This window comes from Microbacterium sp. ZOR0019, assembly GCF_000800925.1.
In the GTDB taxonomy this organism is placed as follows: Bacteria; Actinomycetota; Actinomycetes; order Actinomycetales; family Microbacteriaceae; genus Microbacterium; species Microbacterium aurugineum.
Window position 1 is genome coordinate 1 of sequence record NZ_JRKC01000005.1, and the last position, 15930, is coordinate 15930.

General features: G+C 67.9%; 13 protein-coding genes. 7 read left to right on the forward strand and 6 right to left on the reverse strand.

Going from position 1 to position 15930, the window contains the following annotated elements; all coding sequences use genetic code 11:
* The 3 genes from L978_RS00925 to L978_RS00935 form a co-directional block, all read right to left on the reverse strand.
* The coding region (locus L978_RS00925) for a biotin/lipoyl-containing protein (protein ID WP_047519395.1) at window positions 1-701 on the reverse strand (701 nt) is incomplete at its 3' end.
* Between the two features lie 67 nt (window positions 702-768).
* Window positions 769-2142 carry a dihydrolipoyl dehydrogenase gene (gene lpdA, locus L978_RS00930; protein ID WP_047519397.1) on the reverse strand — a complete coding sequence of 458 codons (1374 nt, stop codon included), beginning with the start codon at window positions 2140-2142 and terminating at the stop codon, window positions 769-771.
* Window positions 2143-2145: 3 nt separating this feature from the next.
* A complete protein-coding gene (locus L978_RS00935; protein ID WP_047519399.1) occupies window positions 2146-3618 on the reverse strand; it encodes a leucyl aminopeptidase in 1473 nt (490 codons plus the stop codon).
* A 113-nt stretch (window positions 3619-3731) separates the two neighbouring features.
* Between L978_RS00935 and L978_RS00940 the strand changes: the two genes are divergently transcribed.
* From L978_RS00940 to L978_RS00950, 3 genes are all read left to right on the forward strand, one after another.
* Window positions 3732-4673 (forward strand): proteasome assembly chaperone family protein, encoded by a 942-nt coding sequence (locus tag L978_RS00940; protein ID WP_047519401.1) that lies wholly within the window; start codon window positions 3732-3734, stop codon window positions 4671-4673.
* Between the two features lie 168 nt (window positions 4674-4841).
* The gene (locus tag L978_RS00945; protein ID WP_047519402.1) at window positions 4842-6083 is read left to right on the forward strand and encodes an RNA polymerase sigma factor; all 1242 of its coding nucleotides are present in this window, start codon (window positions 4842-4844) and stop codon (window positions 6081-6083) included.
* On the forward strand, window positions 6080-6775 hold the full coding sequence (locus L978_RS00950) for a coenzyme F420-0:L-glutamate ligase (protein WP_047519404.1): 696 nt from the start codon (window positions 6080-6082) through the stop codon (window positions 6773-6775). The genes L978_RS00945 and L978_RS00950 overlap by 4 nt, the downstream gene beginning before the upstream one ends.
* 62 nt (window positions 6776-6837) lie before the next feature.
* Here the strand turns inward: L978_RS00950 and L978_RS00955 are convergent, their stop codons facing one another.
* Window positions 6838-7854: a sugar-transfer associated ATP-grasp domain-containing protein gene (locus L978_RS00955; RefSeq protein WP_047519407.1), complete on the reverse strand. Its 1017-nt coding sequence runs from the start codon at window positions 7852-7854 to the stop codon at window positions 6838-6840.
* An 80-nt stretch (window positions 7855-7934) separates the two neighbouring features.
* Here L978_RS00955 and L978_RS00960 point away from each other — a divergent pair, with 80 nt between their 5' ends.
* The gene (locus tag L978_RS00960) at window positions 7935-8645 is read left to right on the forward strand and encodes an alanine racemase C-terminal domain-containing protein (protein ID WP_231554946.1); all 711 of its coding nucleotides are present in this window, start codon (window positions 7935-7937) and stop codon (window positions 8643-8645) included.
* On the forward strand, window positions 8642-9682 hold the full coding sequence (locus L978_RS00965; protein WP_047519409.1) for an alanine racemase: 1041 nt from the start codon (window positions 8642-8644) through the stop codon (window positions 9680-9682). Before L978_RS00960 ends, L978_RS00965 begins: the two co-directional genes overlap by 4 nt.
* Before the next feature lie 21 nt (window positions 9683-9703).
* On the opposite strand, the gene L978_RS00970 is transcribed toward L978_RS00965, so the two are convergent.
* Window positions 9704-9922 (reverse strand): DUF7455 domain-containing protein, encoded by a 219-nt coding sequence (locus L978_RS00970; protein WP_047519411.1) that lies wholly within the window; start codon window positions 9920-9922, stop codon window positions 9704-9706.
* Window positions 9923-10103: 181 nt separating this feature from the next.
* Between L978_RS00970 and L978_RS00975 the strand changes: the two genes are divergently transcribed.
* Complete coding sequence (locus tag L978_RS00975) at window positions 10104-12242, forward strand: DNA topoisomerase IV subunit B (RefSeq protein ID WP_081996879.1); 2139 nt, start codon at window positions 10104-10106, stop codon at window positions 12240-12242.
* Window positions 12243-12301: 59 nt separating this feature from the next.
* Here the strand turns inward: L978_RS00975 and L978_RS00980 are convergent, their stop codons facing one another.
* A complete protein-coding gene (locus L978_RS00980; protein ID WP_047519413.1) occupies window positions 12302-14743 on the reverse strand; it encodes a DNA gyrase/topoisomerase IV subunit A in 2442 nt (813 codons plus the stop codon).
* 44 nt (window positions 14744-14787) lie between these two features.
* Between L978_RS00980 and L978_RS00985 the strand changes: the two genes are divergently transcribed.
* On the forward strand, window positions 14788-15909 hold the full coding sequence (locus L978_RS00985; protein ID WP_047519415.1) for an alkaline phosphatase family protein: 1122 nt from the start codon (window positions 14788-14790) through the stop codon (window positions 15907-15909).
* The last annotated feature ends 21 nt before the right edge of the window (window positions 15910-15930 follow it).

The following is a 15930-nucleotide window of genomic DNA, read 5'->3' on the forward strand; positions in this document are numbered from 1 at the left end:
GCGGCGGGTGCCTCAGCAGCGGGCGCTTCCGGCTCGGAGGCGGATGCCGGAGCAGCACCCGAACCGACGCGGGCGAGCACGGCGCCGACGGCGACGGTCTCGTCTTCTCCGGCAACGATCTCCTGGAGCACGCCGGCGACCGGCGAGGGGATCTCGGTGTCGACCTTGTCGGTGGAGATCTCCAGAAGAGCCTCGTCGACGGCGACCTCGTCACCCACCTGCTTCAGCCAGCGGGTGACGGTGCCCTCGGTGACGCTCTCGCCCAGTTCCGGAAGCACGATGTCGGTCGCATCGCCTGCGGACGCCGACGGCGCGGACTCAGCGGCCGGGGCGGGTGTCTCCGCCGCAGGTGCGGGTGCCGCCTGCTCAGCCGGCGCGGATGCCTCGGGTGCGGCTTCGGCAGGAGCCTCTTCGGCAGCCGGGGCGGCAGCGGCCGGGGCGTCCTGGGTCGGAGCGGCACTGCTGCCGTCGCCGATGCGGGCCAGGAGGGCACCGACCTCGACGGTCTCATCCTCGGCCACGAGGATCTCCTCGATCACACCGGTGACAGGGGAGGGGATCTCGGTGTCGACCTTGTCGGTCGAGATCTCGAGCAGGCCCTCGTCCGCCTGCACGGTGTCTCCCACCTGCTTGAGCCAGCGGGTGACCGTACCCTCTGTGACGCTCTCGCCGAGAGCGGGGAGGACGACGGATGTGCTCATGACTGAGTCTCCTTCAGGAAGTTGTATGACGCTTGTCTAGCTTAGTGACTCGGGCACCGGTTGGTGCTCAGAGGGCGTGCAGGGGCTTGCCGGCAAGGGCGAGGAACGCCTCGCCGAGTGCCTCGCTCTGGGTCGGGTGCGCGTGGATGAGAGGCGCGATGTCCTCCGGATGCGCTTCCCAGGCGACGGCCAGCTGCCCCTCGGTGATGAGCTCGCCGACGCGGTCGCCGAGCAGGTGGACACCGATGACGGGGCCGTCCTTGAGGCGGACGACCTTCACGAGACCACCGGTTCCGATGATCTCGCTCTTGCCGTTCCCCGCGAGGTTGTATTCGTAGGCGACGATCGCGTCCGCGCCGTGTTCGGCCGCGGCCGCTTCCTCGGTCACGCCGACCGAGGCGACCTCAGGACTCGAGTAGGTGACCTTGGGGATCTGCGCATCCGGGATGTTCACCGGCGAGAGACCCGCGATCCGTTCGGCGACGGCGATGCCCTGCTGGAATCCGCGATGCGCGAGCTGGAGGCCGGGAACGATGTCGCCGACGGCCCAGAGCCCCGGAACACCGGTGCGCAGGTCTTCGTCGACGATCACGAAGCCACGATCGAGCGTGACGCCCGCCTCCTCGAAGCCGAGATCGGCGGTCACCGGACCACGCCCGACGGCGACGAGCAGGTAGTCGGCGGTGAACTCCTTGCCGTCTTCGAGCGTGACGGTGACGGAGGAATCGTCTTGAACCGCGCTCTGGAAGCGGGTGCCGAGGGAGTACTGGATGCCACGTCGGCGGAACGCCCTCTCCAGCCCCTTGCTGAGGGCGATGTCCTCGTTCGGGACGAGATGGGGGAGCGCCTCGATGATCGTGACCTCCGAGCCGAACGAACGCCACACGCTGGCGAACTCGACTCCGATCACGCCACCACCGAGGATGAGGACCCGCTCCGGGATGACGTCGAGGGCGAGGGCGTGCTCGCTCGTGAGGACGCGTCCGCCGATCTCGAGGCCGGGGAGCGTTCGGCTGTACGATCCGGTCGCGAGCACGACATCCGCACCGACATAGACGTCGTCGCCGACGCTCACGCTGCGGTCCGGGTTCAGGCGACCGAGTCCGGCGACCGTGGTGATGCCGCGAGCCTTGATGAGTCCCTCGAGGCCCTTGAACTTCTTGGCGACGATCCCCTCGCGGTACGTGCGGACGCCTGCCGGGTCGACGCCTTCCAGCGTGGCGGTCACGCCGACGGAAGCGGCATCGCGCACGTGCTCGGCGACCTCTGCCGCGTGCAGCAGGGCCTTGGTGGGGATGCACCCGCGGTGCAGGCAGGTCCCACCGACCTTGTCCTTCTCGATCAGCGCGACGGACTTGCCGAGTTCACTCGCGCGCAACGCCGCGGCGTATCCGCCGCTTCCGCCGCCCAGGACGACGATGTCGAAGGTGTGGGTTGTCATAGGTCATGCCTCCTTGTGGGATGCTTCGGCGAAGGCGACGATCGATCGGACCATCGCTCCGGTGGGGCCCTTCTCCGTGAAGCCGTACGGGGCGCCGGCATGTTCGCCGGATCCCGCGATGTCGAGGTGCACCCAGGGGATGCGGGGGGCGTCCTCAGCGTCCGAGGTGCGCCCGACGAAGCGCCGCAGGAACAGGCCTGCATAGGAGGCGCCGCCCATCCGGTCGCTCATGTTCGCGTTCTGCAGGTCGGCGATGGGGGACTCGAGCGACTCCTCCATGTAGTCCGGCAGCGGCATGTGCCAGGCGGGCTCGTCGACCTGGGCGGTTGCCGAGATGAAGGACGAGACCGTCTCGACGTCGCCGAAGACTCCGGTGTGCCGGTGGCCGAGTGCGGCGACGATGGCGCCCGTGAGGGTCGCCACATCGATGATGACGTCCGGATTCTCGCGGCTCGCGGCCACGAGGCCGTCTGCGAGGACGAGCCGTCCCTCGGCGTCGGTGTTCTGGACCTCCACCGTGGTGCCGTCGAGGATGCGGATGACGTCGCCGGGGCGCAACGCACGACCCGAGGGCATGTTGTCGGTGATGCAGAGCCACGCGGTCACGTGGACGGGGAGGCCGAGTGCGGCGATCGCCCGGATCGCGGCGAGGGACGTCGCGGCGCCCGCCATGTCGAACTTCATGCCGACCATCGAGGCCGCGGGCTTCAGGGACAAGCCCCCGGTGTCGAACGTGATGCCCTTGCCGACGAGCGCGATGTGTCGCACAGCGTCAGCGGGGGAGTAGTCGAGGCGAACGAGACGCGGCGGTCGGTCGGAGCCCTGTCCCACGCCCAGGATGCCGCCGAAGCCCTGCTCGGCGAGAGCCTTCTCGTCGAAGATCTCGACCGTGACATCGAGGTCGGCGACGCTGTCAGCCGCGCTCTGAGCGAGTTGCGCGGGGCTCTGCCACTCGGCGGGCACGTTCACGAGGTCCTTGATGAGCGCGACCGCCTCGCCGATGACCTGGGCGTGCGCGACGTCTTCATCGTCGAGCGCGGCGTGCAGAGTGATCTCGCCGGCGCGCGTCTTGCCCTTCTCGGTGCGGTAGCCGTCGAACTTGTGTCCACCGAGCACAGCACCCTCTGCGGCTGCCGGGGCGAAGCCCTCGAGCCCGTCGGCGAGGGCGACCGCGACGTGCTCGAAGCTGGTGAGCGTGCGCAGCGCCGTTCCAGCCGCATTGCGCACCGCCGCGGCATCCGGCGTGCTGCCGGCGCCGACGACGGCGAACGGCAGGGAGGTCACCTCGGGGGCATACACGCGGGTGAAGGATCCGGCGGAGCCGGTGAATCCGACACCGGCCAAGGCATCCGCGAGGCCGGGATAACCGGCCAGTGATTCCGCCGACTCGGGGAGAGCGGCGACGACGAGCACTGCGGCATCTGCAGCGCTTCCGGGGAACTGAGCGGTGGTGTGCGAGAGCACGGGAAGCGTCATGTCTCCATCCTAGGATCTCCGCCGGTGCGGGGAGTCGCGCGCCGGGTGGGTGTGTTCGCTCTCAGCGAGACGGCTCGGGGCCCGGCACCGGGACCTGCTCGTAGCATGGACACATGCCCTTCTCCGGAGAGATCCACGAACGCGTCGCGAATGCGCCGACCGTGCCGCACGGCCTGCCACTGGTGCTGCTTCTCACCGGCTTCACCGACGCGGGGAGTGCAGTCTCCGGGCTCATCGACCACCTGCGTGAGACAGCCTCTCCTGAGCCCGTCGTGGTCTTCGACAACGATGCCCTTCTCGACTACCGCGCGCGGCGGCCGGTGATCTCGTTCGATCAGGACCATCTCACCGAGTTCAAGCCATCGCGGCTCGAGCTGTCGCTCGCGACGGACGCGCTCGGTCGTCCTTTCCTGCTCCTCGCCGGCTACGAGCCTGACTTCGCCTGGAACCGCTTCGCGGACACCGTCCTCGCGCTGGCTGCGGAGTTCGAGGTCTCCGGGTTCCACTGGGTCCATTCGATCGCCATGCCGGTTCCGCACACGCGACCCATCGGTACGACGGTCAGCGGCAATCGTCGGGAGCTCATCGTCGCGCACTCCGTCTGGCGTCCGCGCACCCAGGTGCCGGCGACGGCAGGGCACCTGCTCGAGTTCCGTTTCGTCGAGCGCGGCGACCGCGCCGTCGGTTTCGTGCTGCTGGTCCCGCACTACCTCGCCGAGACGGAGAACCCGGATGCGGTGATCGCCGCCGCCGAGCGTCTGATGGCCTCGACGGGGCTCGTGCTGATGCTGGACGAGGTGCAGGAGCGTCGCGAAGACTACGTGGCCCGTGTCGACGAACAGGTCGCCGGGAACGATGAGCTCCAGCAGATGGTCCACAACCTCGAGCGCCGATACGACGCGTACATGGCGGGTCGGAACCCCGACGACGACTCGTACGACGAGGGCGGGTTCAGCGAGCGCGATCTTCCCAGCGCCGACGAACTGGCTGCGGAACTGGAGCGCTATCTCGCCTCCCGTCCCTCCGGCGACGAGGACAAGCCCGGCCGCGCCTGAGTCCGTTCGGGGAGAACTTCGCCGGAATGCGCCTGCATCGCCACACGTGTGCGATACTAGGACTCTGACCCGTTGTCAATCGGCGTTTTCGAGCGCTGGACTTGACAAGGGTCTTACTAGTGTCCGAAATGTCCCGGGGTGAGAGATTCGCCCCGTGAAAGGCGAAACGTGACTCCTGCCACGACGAAGAACACCCGGACGAAGAAGGCTGCCGCTGAGACCGCCGTCGACGCCCAGGTCGAGGCCGAAGCGTCTGAGAAGCCCGCGCCCTTGAGCGCTGCCAAGCGCGCTGCTGCCAAGCGCGCCCCGGTCAAGAAGAAGAAGTCCGACGACGTCGTCGAAGAAGACGAGGCCCCTGTCGTCGCTGCGGAGGACGCCGACGAAGAGGACGAGGACTCCAAGCCGAAGTTCACCGAGCCGCTGCCGACCGGCGCGATCGTCATCTCGTCCAACGACGACGAAGACGTGCCGGTCTACTCGACGCAGATCACCGGCGCCACGGCTGACCCGGTCAAGGACTACCTGAAGCAGATCGGTAAGGTCGCTCTGCTGAACGCCGCCGAAGAGGTCGAGCTCGCGATGCGCATCGAAGCCGGTCTCTTCGCCGAGGAGAAGCTGTCAGCGATGACGCCGGCCGAGAAGACGAGTCAGCTCGGTCTCGACCTGCAGTGGGTCGCCCGCGACGGTCAGCGCGCGAAGAGTCACCTGCTCGGAGCGAACCTCCGACTCGTCGTCTCGCTCGCGAAGCGCTACACGGGCCGCGGCATGCAGTTCCTGGACCTGATCCAGGAGGGCAACCTCGGTCTCATCCGCGCGGTCGAGAAGTTCGACTACACCAAGGGCTTCAAGTTCTCGACGTACGCCACCTGGTGGATCCGTCAGGCGATCACGCGCGCGATGGCCGACCAGGCCCGCACGATCCGTATCCCGGTGCACATGGTCGAGGTCATCAACAAGCTCGCCCGCGTGCAGCGTCAGATGCTCCAGGACCTCGGACGCGAGCCCACCCCCGAAGAGCTCAGCCGTGAGCTCGACATGACGCCCGAGAAGGTCGTCGAGGTCCAGAAGTACGGCCGCGAGCCGATCTCGCTGCACACGCCGCTCGGTGAGGACGGCGACAGCGAGTTCGGTGATCTCATCGAAGACACCGAGGCCGTCGTGCCGGCGGATGCCGTGGGCTTCACCATGCTGCAGCGCCAGCTCGAGCAGCTCCTGGACTCGCTGTCCGAGCGCGAAGCCGGTGTGATCCGCATGCGCTTCGGCCTGGGCGACGGTCAGCCGAAGACCCTCGACCAGATCGGCGACACGTTCGGGGTGACGCGCGAGCGCATCCGTCAGATCGAGTCGAAGACCATGGCGAAGCTCCGGCACCCGAGCCGCTCGCAGTCGCTGCGGGACTACCTCGAATGAGCCAGGCGAACGACGGCAAGGCACTCGAGACGAGTGTCGACGGCACGAGCTATGCGCGTATCCCGCTGCGCACCCGCGTGGTCATGCCCGAGGACGACCTCGACGCGATCATCACGGAGTATGCGAAGGATGCGGTGCAGCCGGGCGACCTGCTGTTCGTGACCGAGAAGATCGTGGCGATCACCCAGGGGCGGTCGTACCGTCTCGACGAGATCAAGCCGCGCAAGCTCGCGCTCTTCCTCTCGAAGTACGTCACGCGCACGCCGTACGGGATCGGACTCGGTATGCCCGAGACGATGGAGATGGCGCTCCGCGAATGCGGCACGCCCCGAATCCTGTTCGCGTCCGCCGTGGCCGCCGTCACCAAAGCGTTCGGTCGCCGTGGTGACTTCTACCGCATCGCGGGTGACAAGGCGCGTGCCATCGACGGTCCCACCAAGCACACGATCCCGCCCTACAACGAGGCGGTCGTGCTCGGACCCAAGGACCCGGATGGCGTCGCCGCTCGGCTGAAGGCGTTGATCGGTGGCCAGGCAGAGGTCGCCGTCGTCGACATCAATGACCTGGGTGGCAACATCCTCGGCTCGACGCTCGACAAGAACGGTGAGCACCGTCTCGTGAAGATCCTCGGTGACAACCCGCTCGGTCAGGGACTGGAGTCCACGCCGCTCGGGATCGTCCGCGCGGTCTGACCCGCTCAGATCTAAGAAGAAGGCCCCGGATGCGCAGAGCATCCGGGGCCTTCTTCGTTTCCTCAGAAGCCGATGACCTCGCGGTAGCGCGGCTTGTGGCCGGTGCGGATGCCGGTCACGCTGGGCTTGTTCTCGTACACTCCGGCTCCCCAGTTGCCCTCGACGAGCACGGGGCCGTCGGGGGAGACCACGATGTCCCAGCCCACGTACTGCACCTGCGGCACGACGCGCGCGACGTCGTCGATGAAGGCTCGAACCTCCTCCATGTACGGCAGCTGGAAGTCGGCGATGCGGAAGCCGGAATCCGGATGCGTCTCGTGCACATGTCCGTGGGAGTCGTACCCGGCGCCGATCGCGTGCCCGTTCTGGTCGAGCATCGTGTAGAAGCCGCCGAAGGTCATCTGGTCGCTGACAGCGCCACGGCCGAACTTCTGCGCGATCGCGAGGATGTGCGCTTTCTCACCGTCGAAGAAGGCGGTGATGCGCGTCGTGTTCACGGTGCCGGGGCAGACGGCGGCCAGGGCGTCGTGCTGCCGGATCACCTCTTCGATGAGGAGCTCGCCGCGGTCCAGCAGTCCGCGATGGAACTCGTCCCAGTCGTCGATGTCCGCCGCGTGATAGCGATGCACACCGGTTCCCGCCTGCCCGACCGGCTCCTTCGTGACGATCGTGCCGAGGCGCTCGGTCAGCTCGCGCACCGCGTCGGCGTTGCCTTCCTCGACCGTCATCCACTCGCGTTTCAGGAAGGGGGAGAACTGCTTGTCGAACTCGACCTTGTCCTGGAAGATCCAGCGGTAGTCAGGGTGGTCGAATCGCTGCGAGAGCTGGTTCGACACGGGGTGGGTCATGTAGGTCTCGCGCTCCGCCTTGGTGAGCATGGCGAAGTCGTAGTCGATGTAGTCCTGGAACCCGACGTTGTGCCGGGCCGCGGACCAGAGCATGTCGACGACGATGGCAGGGACGGCCTTGTGGTGCTGTTCCGATGCCTCCTTGGCCCGTTCCACCACCGATCCGACGTCGATGCGGCGAGCACGTCCCAGCAGGTAGCGGATGCGGGGCGCGAGGGAAAGACGAGACATATGGCTCCAGGGTCGGGGTCCCCACCAGTCTACGGGGGACTCGGAGGTCCACCTGGGAGGCGGAAGCTAGGGTGGAGGACGTGTGTGAGACGACTTCCAGCGCCCTACCTTCCGCGATGATCTCCCGCTCGGCGCTGGCGGCAGGGGCGTCGGCGGCAGTGCGCGCAGGCGGACATGTCGCGGATCTGCGACGCGATGCCTGGGGCCACGGAATCCTCGCCGTCGCGCAGGCGGTGACCGCCGCCGGCGCCGAACGGGTGCTGGTCGATTCCGTCGGTGAGATCGAGGCGCTGCGGTTGGAGGGAATCGTCGGGGTGACCTCGGATGAGGCGGATATCGACCCGACTCTGCTCTACGGGCTGCCGGACGAGCAGGGAGTCCTCTCGACGCAGCCGGTGATGCGCCTCAGCGGCCGAGTGATGTCCACCAAACGCTTGCGCGCCGGGGATGCGGTGTCGTACGGATACACCTACCGTGCGCCCGCGGAGACCACCGTGGCGTTGGTGACGGGCGGTTATGCGCAAGGGATCGTCCGTGCTCTCGGGAATCACGCACACGTCGACGTCGCCGGGACGGCGCGACCCATCATCGGACGGGTCGCGATGGATGTCTGCGTCGTGGACCTGGAAGGCCCGGAGAGCGACATCGCGCCCGGATCGGAGGTCACCTATTTCGGTGGGTGGGGCGCGGCCAGGGCCGGAGTCGCCCGATGGAGCGCGATCACCGGGCTGACGGCGGCGGAACTCGTCACGGTCGCGGGCGCGCACGCTGTGCGGGGGTGGGAGGCATGACCCGCCCGCAGCTGCGGATCCGCAGTGACGTCTTCCGCGCGAACGTCGAAGCCGTTCAGGCGCGGATCGCACCGTCGACCCTCATGCTCGTGCTCAAGGACGATGCCTACGGCCACGGGCTCGCGTGGGCGGTCGAGGCCGCGTCGAAGGCGGGCGTCGACTGGTTCGGGAGCTACGACATCGCGGGCGGCTCAGAGGTTCGGCGCGTCGTCGGAGGAGACGCGCGCATCTTCGCCTGGGCTACCTCGACGGACGCGGAGGTCGATGACGCTCTGCTGCACCGCATCGATCTCGGAGTCGGCACTGCCGAGTATCTGCGACGGATCATCGCCCGCGCGGAGGCGCTGGGCGCACGGGCGCGCGTGCACCTCAAGATCGACACGGGCCTGCACCGCAACGGCATACTCCCAGAGGACTGGGCCGACGTCGTCTCCGAGGCCAGGGCCGCGGAGGCCGCAGGACTCCTCGAATTGGAGGGGGTCTGGAGCCACATCGCTGAGGCGAGCGATGCGGAGGACGACGAGGCGCAGGCAGTGTTCCTGGACGCCGTGCGAGTGGTGGGGGAGTCGGGTCCGGTTCCGCGCGCATTGCACCTGACCGCGTCGGCGGCATCCTGGTGGCGACCGGAGCTGCGTGGCTCGGTCTCGCGCATCGGAGCGTTCTGCTACGGCATCCGATCCGCGGACGGCCCGGACCTCGAGGGTGTGCGACCTGCAGCAAGCCTCGTCGCGACGGTCGTCGAGGTCGACGGTGATGATGCCGTGATTGCGATCGGCAGCTTCGACGGTCTCCCGTCGACCTTGGGCGGAGCGAGCGTGGGGACTCCCGGTGGAGCCCGAGTGCTCACCGCCATGGGTCAGACGACGTCGATCGTCGACCGCTGGCCGGGAGCCCGGGTCGGCGACGAAGTGACGCTGTTCGGCGCGGGCGAATCCGGGGAGTCTTCCGCGACCACGCTCGCCGAGCGGATCGACACGGTCGGCGAAGAGATCCTCACCCGGCTCACCGCGCGAGTGCGCAGGGTCGTGATCGACTGACCGCTGGCCCGTCGAGCGTGATCAGACGGCTTCGATGAGACGCGCGGTCTCGTCGTGCCAGCTGGTGGCGACGCTGCGGAGCTTCTCTTCGTACTTGCGGCCGTGGTGGGCGCAGAACAGGAGCTCGGAGCCGTTCACCTCGGCGGCGATGTACGCCTGCGCACCGCAGGAATCGCAACGATCCATGGCGGTCAGGCGGAACTCGACGGTGGAGGTGTCACGTTCGGTCGTTGCGTTCATCTCGGTGCCTCCTCGGGTGTCGGCTTCGCTTCGTGATTTGGTCAATACAACCACGCGGTACCTGTGTGCATGCCCGGTTTGCGGCGTGTTTCGCTCAGCGCGTACGCGTGCGCCTCGGACTCGCTCCTCGTGGGGAGTGTCGGCACCCCGAGCGGAGGTGGCGAGAATAGACTCGGAGATTGTGAATGCCGAGTATTCTGCCCACCATCTCCAGGTGCTTGAGGGGCTCGAGGCTGTCCGCAAACGCCCGGGTATGTACATCGGGTCGAACGGCTCCCCGGGTCTCATGCACTGCCTCTGGGAGATCATCGACAACTCCGTCGACGAAGCGGTGGCGGGCAACGGCTCGAAGATCGACATCATCCTGCACAGCGACGGCAGTGTGGAGGTGCACGACCGCGGGCGCGGAATCCCCGTCGACGTCGAACCCCGGACCGGTCTGAGCGGTGTCGAGGTCGTCTACACGAAGCTGCACGCGGGTGGGAAGTTCGGAGGTGGCTCGTACGCTGCGTCCGGTGGTCTGCATGGCGTCGGTGCCTCGGTGGTGAATGCGCTCTCCGAGCGGCTCGACGTCGAGGTCGACCGCGGTGGCAAGACCTATGCGATGTCCTTCCACCGCGGCGAACCGGGCATCTTCACGGACTCCGGCGAGAAGCGTCCTGACGCGCCGTTCACTCCCTTCGAGGAGAAGAGCGAGCTGCGGGTCGTGGGCAAGGCGCCACGAGGGGTCACCGGCACGCGTGTCCGTTACTGGGCGGATCGTCAGATCTTCACGAAGGACGCAGCGTTCCAACTCGCTGAGCTCGAGACCCGTGCGCGGCAGACCGCCTTCCTCGTTCCCGGTCTCGAGATCGTGGTGAAGGATGAGCGCGCCGTCGCCGTCCCCGAGCTCTCGAACGTCACCGAGGACGAGGGCGCCGGGCCCGTCGCCGCCCCCGTGCCCGTGGAGACCTCGTACCTCTATGAGGGCGGTATCTCCGAGTTCGTCGACTACCTGGCGATCGACCCTCCGGTGACCGACACCTGGCGCATCCAGGGAGAAGGCACGTTCAAGGAGACCGTCCCGGTGCTCCAGGCGGACGGTCACATGATCGCCACCGAGGTCGAGCGTGTCTGCGCGGTCGACATCGCGCTGCGCTGGGGAACCGGCTACGACACCCGGGTCCGCTCGTTCGTCAACATCATCGCGACGCCCAAGGGCGGAACCCACCAGCAGGGCTTCGAACAGGAACTCCTCAAGGTCCTCCGGACCCAGGTCGAGCAGAACGCCCGTCGCCTCAAGGTCGGCAACGACAAGCTCGAGAAGGACGATGTGCTGGCCGGGCTCACCGCGGTGCTCACGGTCAACGTTCCGGAGCCGCAGTTCGAGGGTCAGACCAAAGAGGTCCTCGGGACGCCAGCCGTTCGACAGATCGTGGCGCAGGTGATCCGCAAGGATCTCGCCCAGCGCTTCACGTCGACCAAGCGCGACGACAAGAACCAGGCATCACAACTCCTGGACAAGATCGTCTCGGAGATGAAGGCCCGTGTCTCGGCGCGCGCCCACAAGGAGACGCAGCGACGCAAGAATGCGCTCGAGTCCTCGACGCTTCCGACGAAGCTGGTCGACTGCCGCACCAACGAGGTCGATCGCAGCGAGCTGTTCATCGTCGAGGGTGATTCGGCTCTCGGCACGGCCAAGAACGCACGCAACAGCGAGTTCCAAGCGCTCCTCCCGATCCGCGGCAAGATCCTCAACGTGCAGAAGGCCTCCGTGGGGGACATGCTCTCCAACGCGGAGTGCGCATCGATCATCCAGGTGATCGGCGCCGGCTCGGGCCGGACGTTCGATCTCAGCGCGGCACGCTACGGGAAGATCATCCTGATGAGCGACGCCGACGTGGACGGCGCGCACATCCGCACACTGTTGCTCACCCTGTTCTTCCGCTACATGCGGCCGCTGATCGAGGACGGCCGTGTCTTCGCTGCCGTTCCCCCGCTGCATCGGGTGATCGTGATGAACCCGGGCTCGAAGCCCAACGAGACGATCTACACCTACAGTGAGCAGGAGATGCAGGCCCTGCTCACCAAGCTCCGCAAGGCCGGCAAGCGCTGGCACGAGCCGATCCAGCGCTACAAGGGACTCGGAGAGATGGATGCCGAGCAGCTGGCCAACACGACCATGGACCGCTCCGGGCGTCTGCTGCGTCGGGTGCGCATGGAGGATGCGGAGGCGGCAGGCCGTATGTTCGAGCTGCTGATGGGCAACGAGGTCGCCCCGCGGCGCGAGTTCATCATCGAGTCCTCCGACCGGCTGTCGCGCGAGTCGATCGACGCCTGACCTGAACTGATCGCGGGGCGTCCGGGAGGCCGCCGGTGACGGAGGCCTCCCGGACGACGTCACACGATCGTGCGGCCGATGGTCCCGATCACGCCGTCGATGGGCTGGCCGGAGGCGTCGCGACGGGCACCGGCCTCGGGGAGCTTGCGCACCGCACCGGTCGGGTCCACGGCCTGCGCCGGACCGGGGCCCACCCACGCGACCGTGAGCCGATCCTCGCCCTTCAAGAAGGCGTGCGCGCGCACGCCACCCGTCGCGCGCCCCTTGGCGGGGTACTCAGCGAACGACGACACCTTCGCGCGACCCGGATCCGTTCCCGGCAGGATGCTCTCGCCGCCGGAGACCGTGGCGACCACGGCATCGCTTGTCGGATCGACCACGCCGAAGAAGAGGACGGAGGTCCCGGGGCCGAGCTTGACCCCGGCCATGCCTCCGGCGGGGGCACCTTGGGGACGTACCGATGACGACGGGAAGTGGAGCAGCCGGGCGTCGGTCGTCACGAACACCATCTCGGTGTCATCCGCTGCCTCCGCCGCACCGATGACCGTGTCACCGGCCTTCAGGCCGATGACTTCGAGATCGGGGCGCGCGGGGAGTGAGGACGGAACGACGCGCTTCACCGTGCCCTGGGCGGTGCCGAGAGCGATCGGGATGTCGCTGTCGAAGCGCACGAAGCCGAGGACACGCTCGTTCTTGGTCGTGATGCCCAGGTAGTCGCGCAGCGGCGTACCGGCCGCCAACTGCACCGAGGAGGAGGGGACGGAGGGAAGGTCGACGGGGGAGAACCGTACGACTCGGCCGAGACTCGTCAGCGCTCCGATCTCGGCGCGTACCGTGGTCTCGACCGTCGCGAGGATGGCGTCGTGCTTGCTCCGACGCGCCGGAACGGTGAGCTCCTGGCCTTCTCCGAGATCGACGCGCACAGCTCTGCCGGTGGTCGAGAGGACGAGCACCGTGGGGGCATCGGCGATCTGCAGGTCGACCGCGCCCTTGGTCGCCCGGGGCTTCGGGGGAGCCGCGTTCATCAGGAGCGTCCGGCGAGGTGTGCCGTAGGCGTCGGCAGCGGCATCCAGCTCTCTCGCGACCGCCGCGCGGAGCAACACGGGGCTCCCGAGGAGTTCACGGAGCGAGGCGATCTCGGCCAGCAACGCGTCACGCTCGCTCTCGAGCTCGATCCGCGAGAACTTCGTCAGGCGACGCAGCCGCAGCTCGAGGATGTACTCGGCCTGGAGCTCACTCAGATCGAACACCGAACGCAGCCGGGTGCGGGCCTGCTCGGAGTCGTCGGAGGAGCGGATGACCTGGATGACCTCGTCGATGTCGAGGATCGCGATGAGCAATCCCTCGACGAGGTGCAGGCGCTCCTCACGGCGCGCGAGACGGTACCGGCTGCGCCGGGTGATCACCTCGAGGCGATGCCCGACGTAGACGCTCAGCATCTCCTTGAGACCGAGCGTGCGCGGCTGGCCCTCGACGAGCGCGACGTTGTTGATGCTGAAGGAGTCTTCGAGCGGCGTCAGGCGGTACAGCTGCTCGAGGACGGCGTTCGGGTCGAAGCCCGTCTTCACGCCGATGGCGACGCGCAGTCCATAGTTGCGGTCGGTGAGGTCGGTGACATCACTGATGCCCTGCAGCTTCTTCGCCTGTACGGCATCGCGGATCTTCTCGATCAGACGCTCGGGACCGACCATGTACGGCAGTTCCGAGACAATGATGCCGGTGCGCCGCGGTCCCAGAGGTTCGATGGACGTCTTGCCCCGGACCTTGAGGGCGCCACGTCCGTTCGTGTACGCGTCCTTGACGCCGTCCAGACCCATCAGGATGCCCCCGGAGGGGAAGTCCGGCCCGGGGACGAACTCCATGAGCTCTTCGGTCGTGGCGTCCGGATTCTCCAGCAGGTGGGTCGCCGCCGCCACGACCTCGATGAGGTTGTGCGGGGCCATGTTGGTGGCCATGCCGACCGCGATGCCGCTGGCACCGTTGACGAGGAGGTTCGGGAACGCGGCCGGCAGTACCGCCGGCTGCTGGAACTGCCCGTCGTAGTTCGGGATGAAGTCGACGACATCCTCATCGAGGTTCTCGGTGAGGGCGAGCGCGGCGGCGGCCAGTCGGGCTTCGGTGTACCGGGCTGCGGCCGGACCGTCATCCAGGGAGCCGAAGTTGCCGTGACCGTCGACGAGCGGGACGCGCAACGCCCACTCCTGAGCGAGGCGCACGAGCGCGTCGTAGATCGCGGAGTCGCCGTGGGGGTGGAGCTTCCCCATCACCTCACCGACGACGCGAGCGCTCTTCACGTGGCCGCGATCCGGGCGCAGGCCCATCTCGGCCATCTGGTAGAGGATGCGGCGCTGGACGGGCTTGAGGCCATCGCGGGCGTCGGGCAGGGCGCGTGAGTAGATCACCGAATACGCGTATTCGAGGAACGAACCCTGCATCTCCGTGGAGAGGTCGATGTCCTGGATGCGCTCCTCGACGGGCTCGGGCGGCGGGGTTTTCGGCATGGACTTCCTGAGGGCGTACGGGAGCCTGTGTCAGACTGGCTCGGATGTCCTCCATGCTACCGTTCGACTCTTCGAGCGCCCGGAGCGTCGTCGGGGTGGCGGCGGACCTGTTCGCCGCCCTGCGCGGCGAGTCCGAGGTGCTGCCCCCGGCGGAATCGGTCGTCCTCGTCGTCATCGACGGGCTCGGCGCGATCAGCCTTCGGGGACACGCCGGACACGCGCGGGCGCTGACGGCGGGCATGGCGAAGAAGGACGTCGCCCAGTCGGTGTTCCCCTCGACGACGGCCGCGGCCCTCACCAGCATCGTCACCGGAGTGTGGCCGGGCGCGCATGGCCTCGTGGGGTACCGCGTGCTCGACCCGAGTCGCGACGTGCTCGTCAACCAGCTCAGCGGCTGGGAGAGCGACGGGATCGACCCGCTCGTCTGGCAGGCGGCGCCCACGATCTTCGAGCGCGCCGGACGCCGCGGTCATGAGAGCTTCGCCGTCGGTCTGGCCGCCTATGCGCACAGCGGTTTCACGAAGGCGACACTTCGTGGCGCGGAGTTCGTCGCGGCGGACACCGCGGCATCGCGGATCGAAGCCGCCTACGCACTCGCTCAGACCCATCCGGGGGCGCTCGTCTACTGCTACCTCCCCGAGGTCGACAAAGCCGGCCACAAGCACGGGATCGCTTCGCGCGAGTGGGTCGCAGCGCTCGAGGACGTCGATGCGGCGCTCTCCGCACGGGTGCCTCCAGGGGTCGGCGTTCTCGTCACGTCCGACCACGGGATGGTCGACGTGCCGCAGAAACGTCAGATCGTCCTGGAGGAAGCGCATCTCACGGGGATCCGTCATCTGGGGGGTGAACCCCGGATGCTGCACGCCTACCTCGAGCCTGAGGTCGATGTCGCTGAGGTGATGACGCGATGGCGTTCCGACCTCCAGGGGGCGGCCGATGTCCTCACCCGCGGCGACGCGGTGGATGCGCGCCTCTTCGGCCCGACGGTCACCGATGCCGCAGCGTCACGGATCGGTGACGTGCTGGTGATCGCGCGCGGAACCTGGGCCGTGTACGACGGTACGGCCGCGGACCAACGCGGGCGGGCGATGATCGGTCAGCACGGCGCTCTCACGCCCGAGGAGCGTCAGGTTCCGCTGATCAGACTCGGGGCTTTCGCCCGCTGATCGTCGTCGGTGCGGCGACGC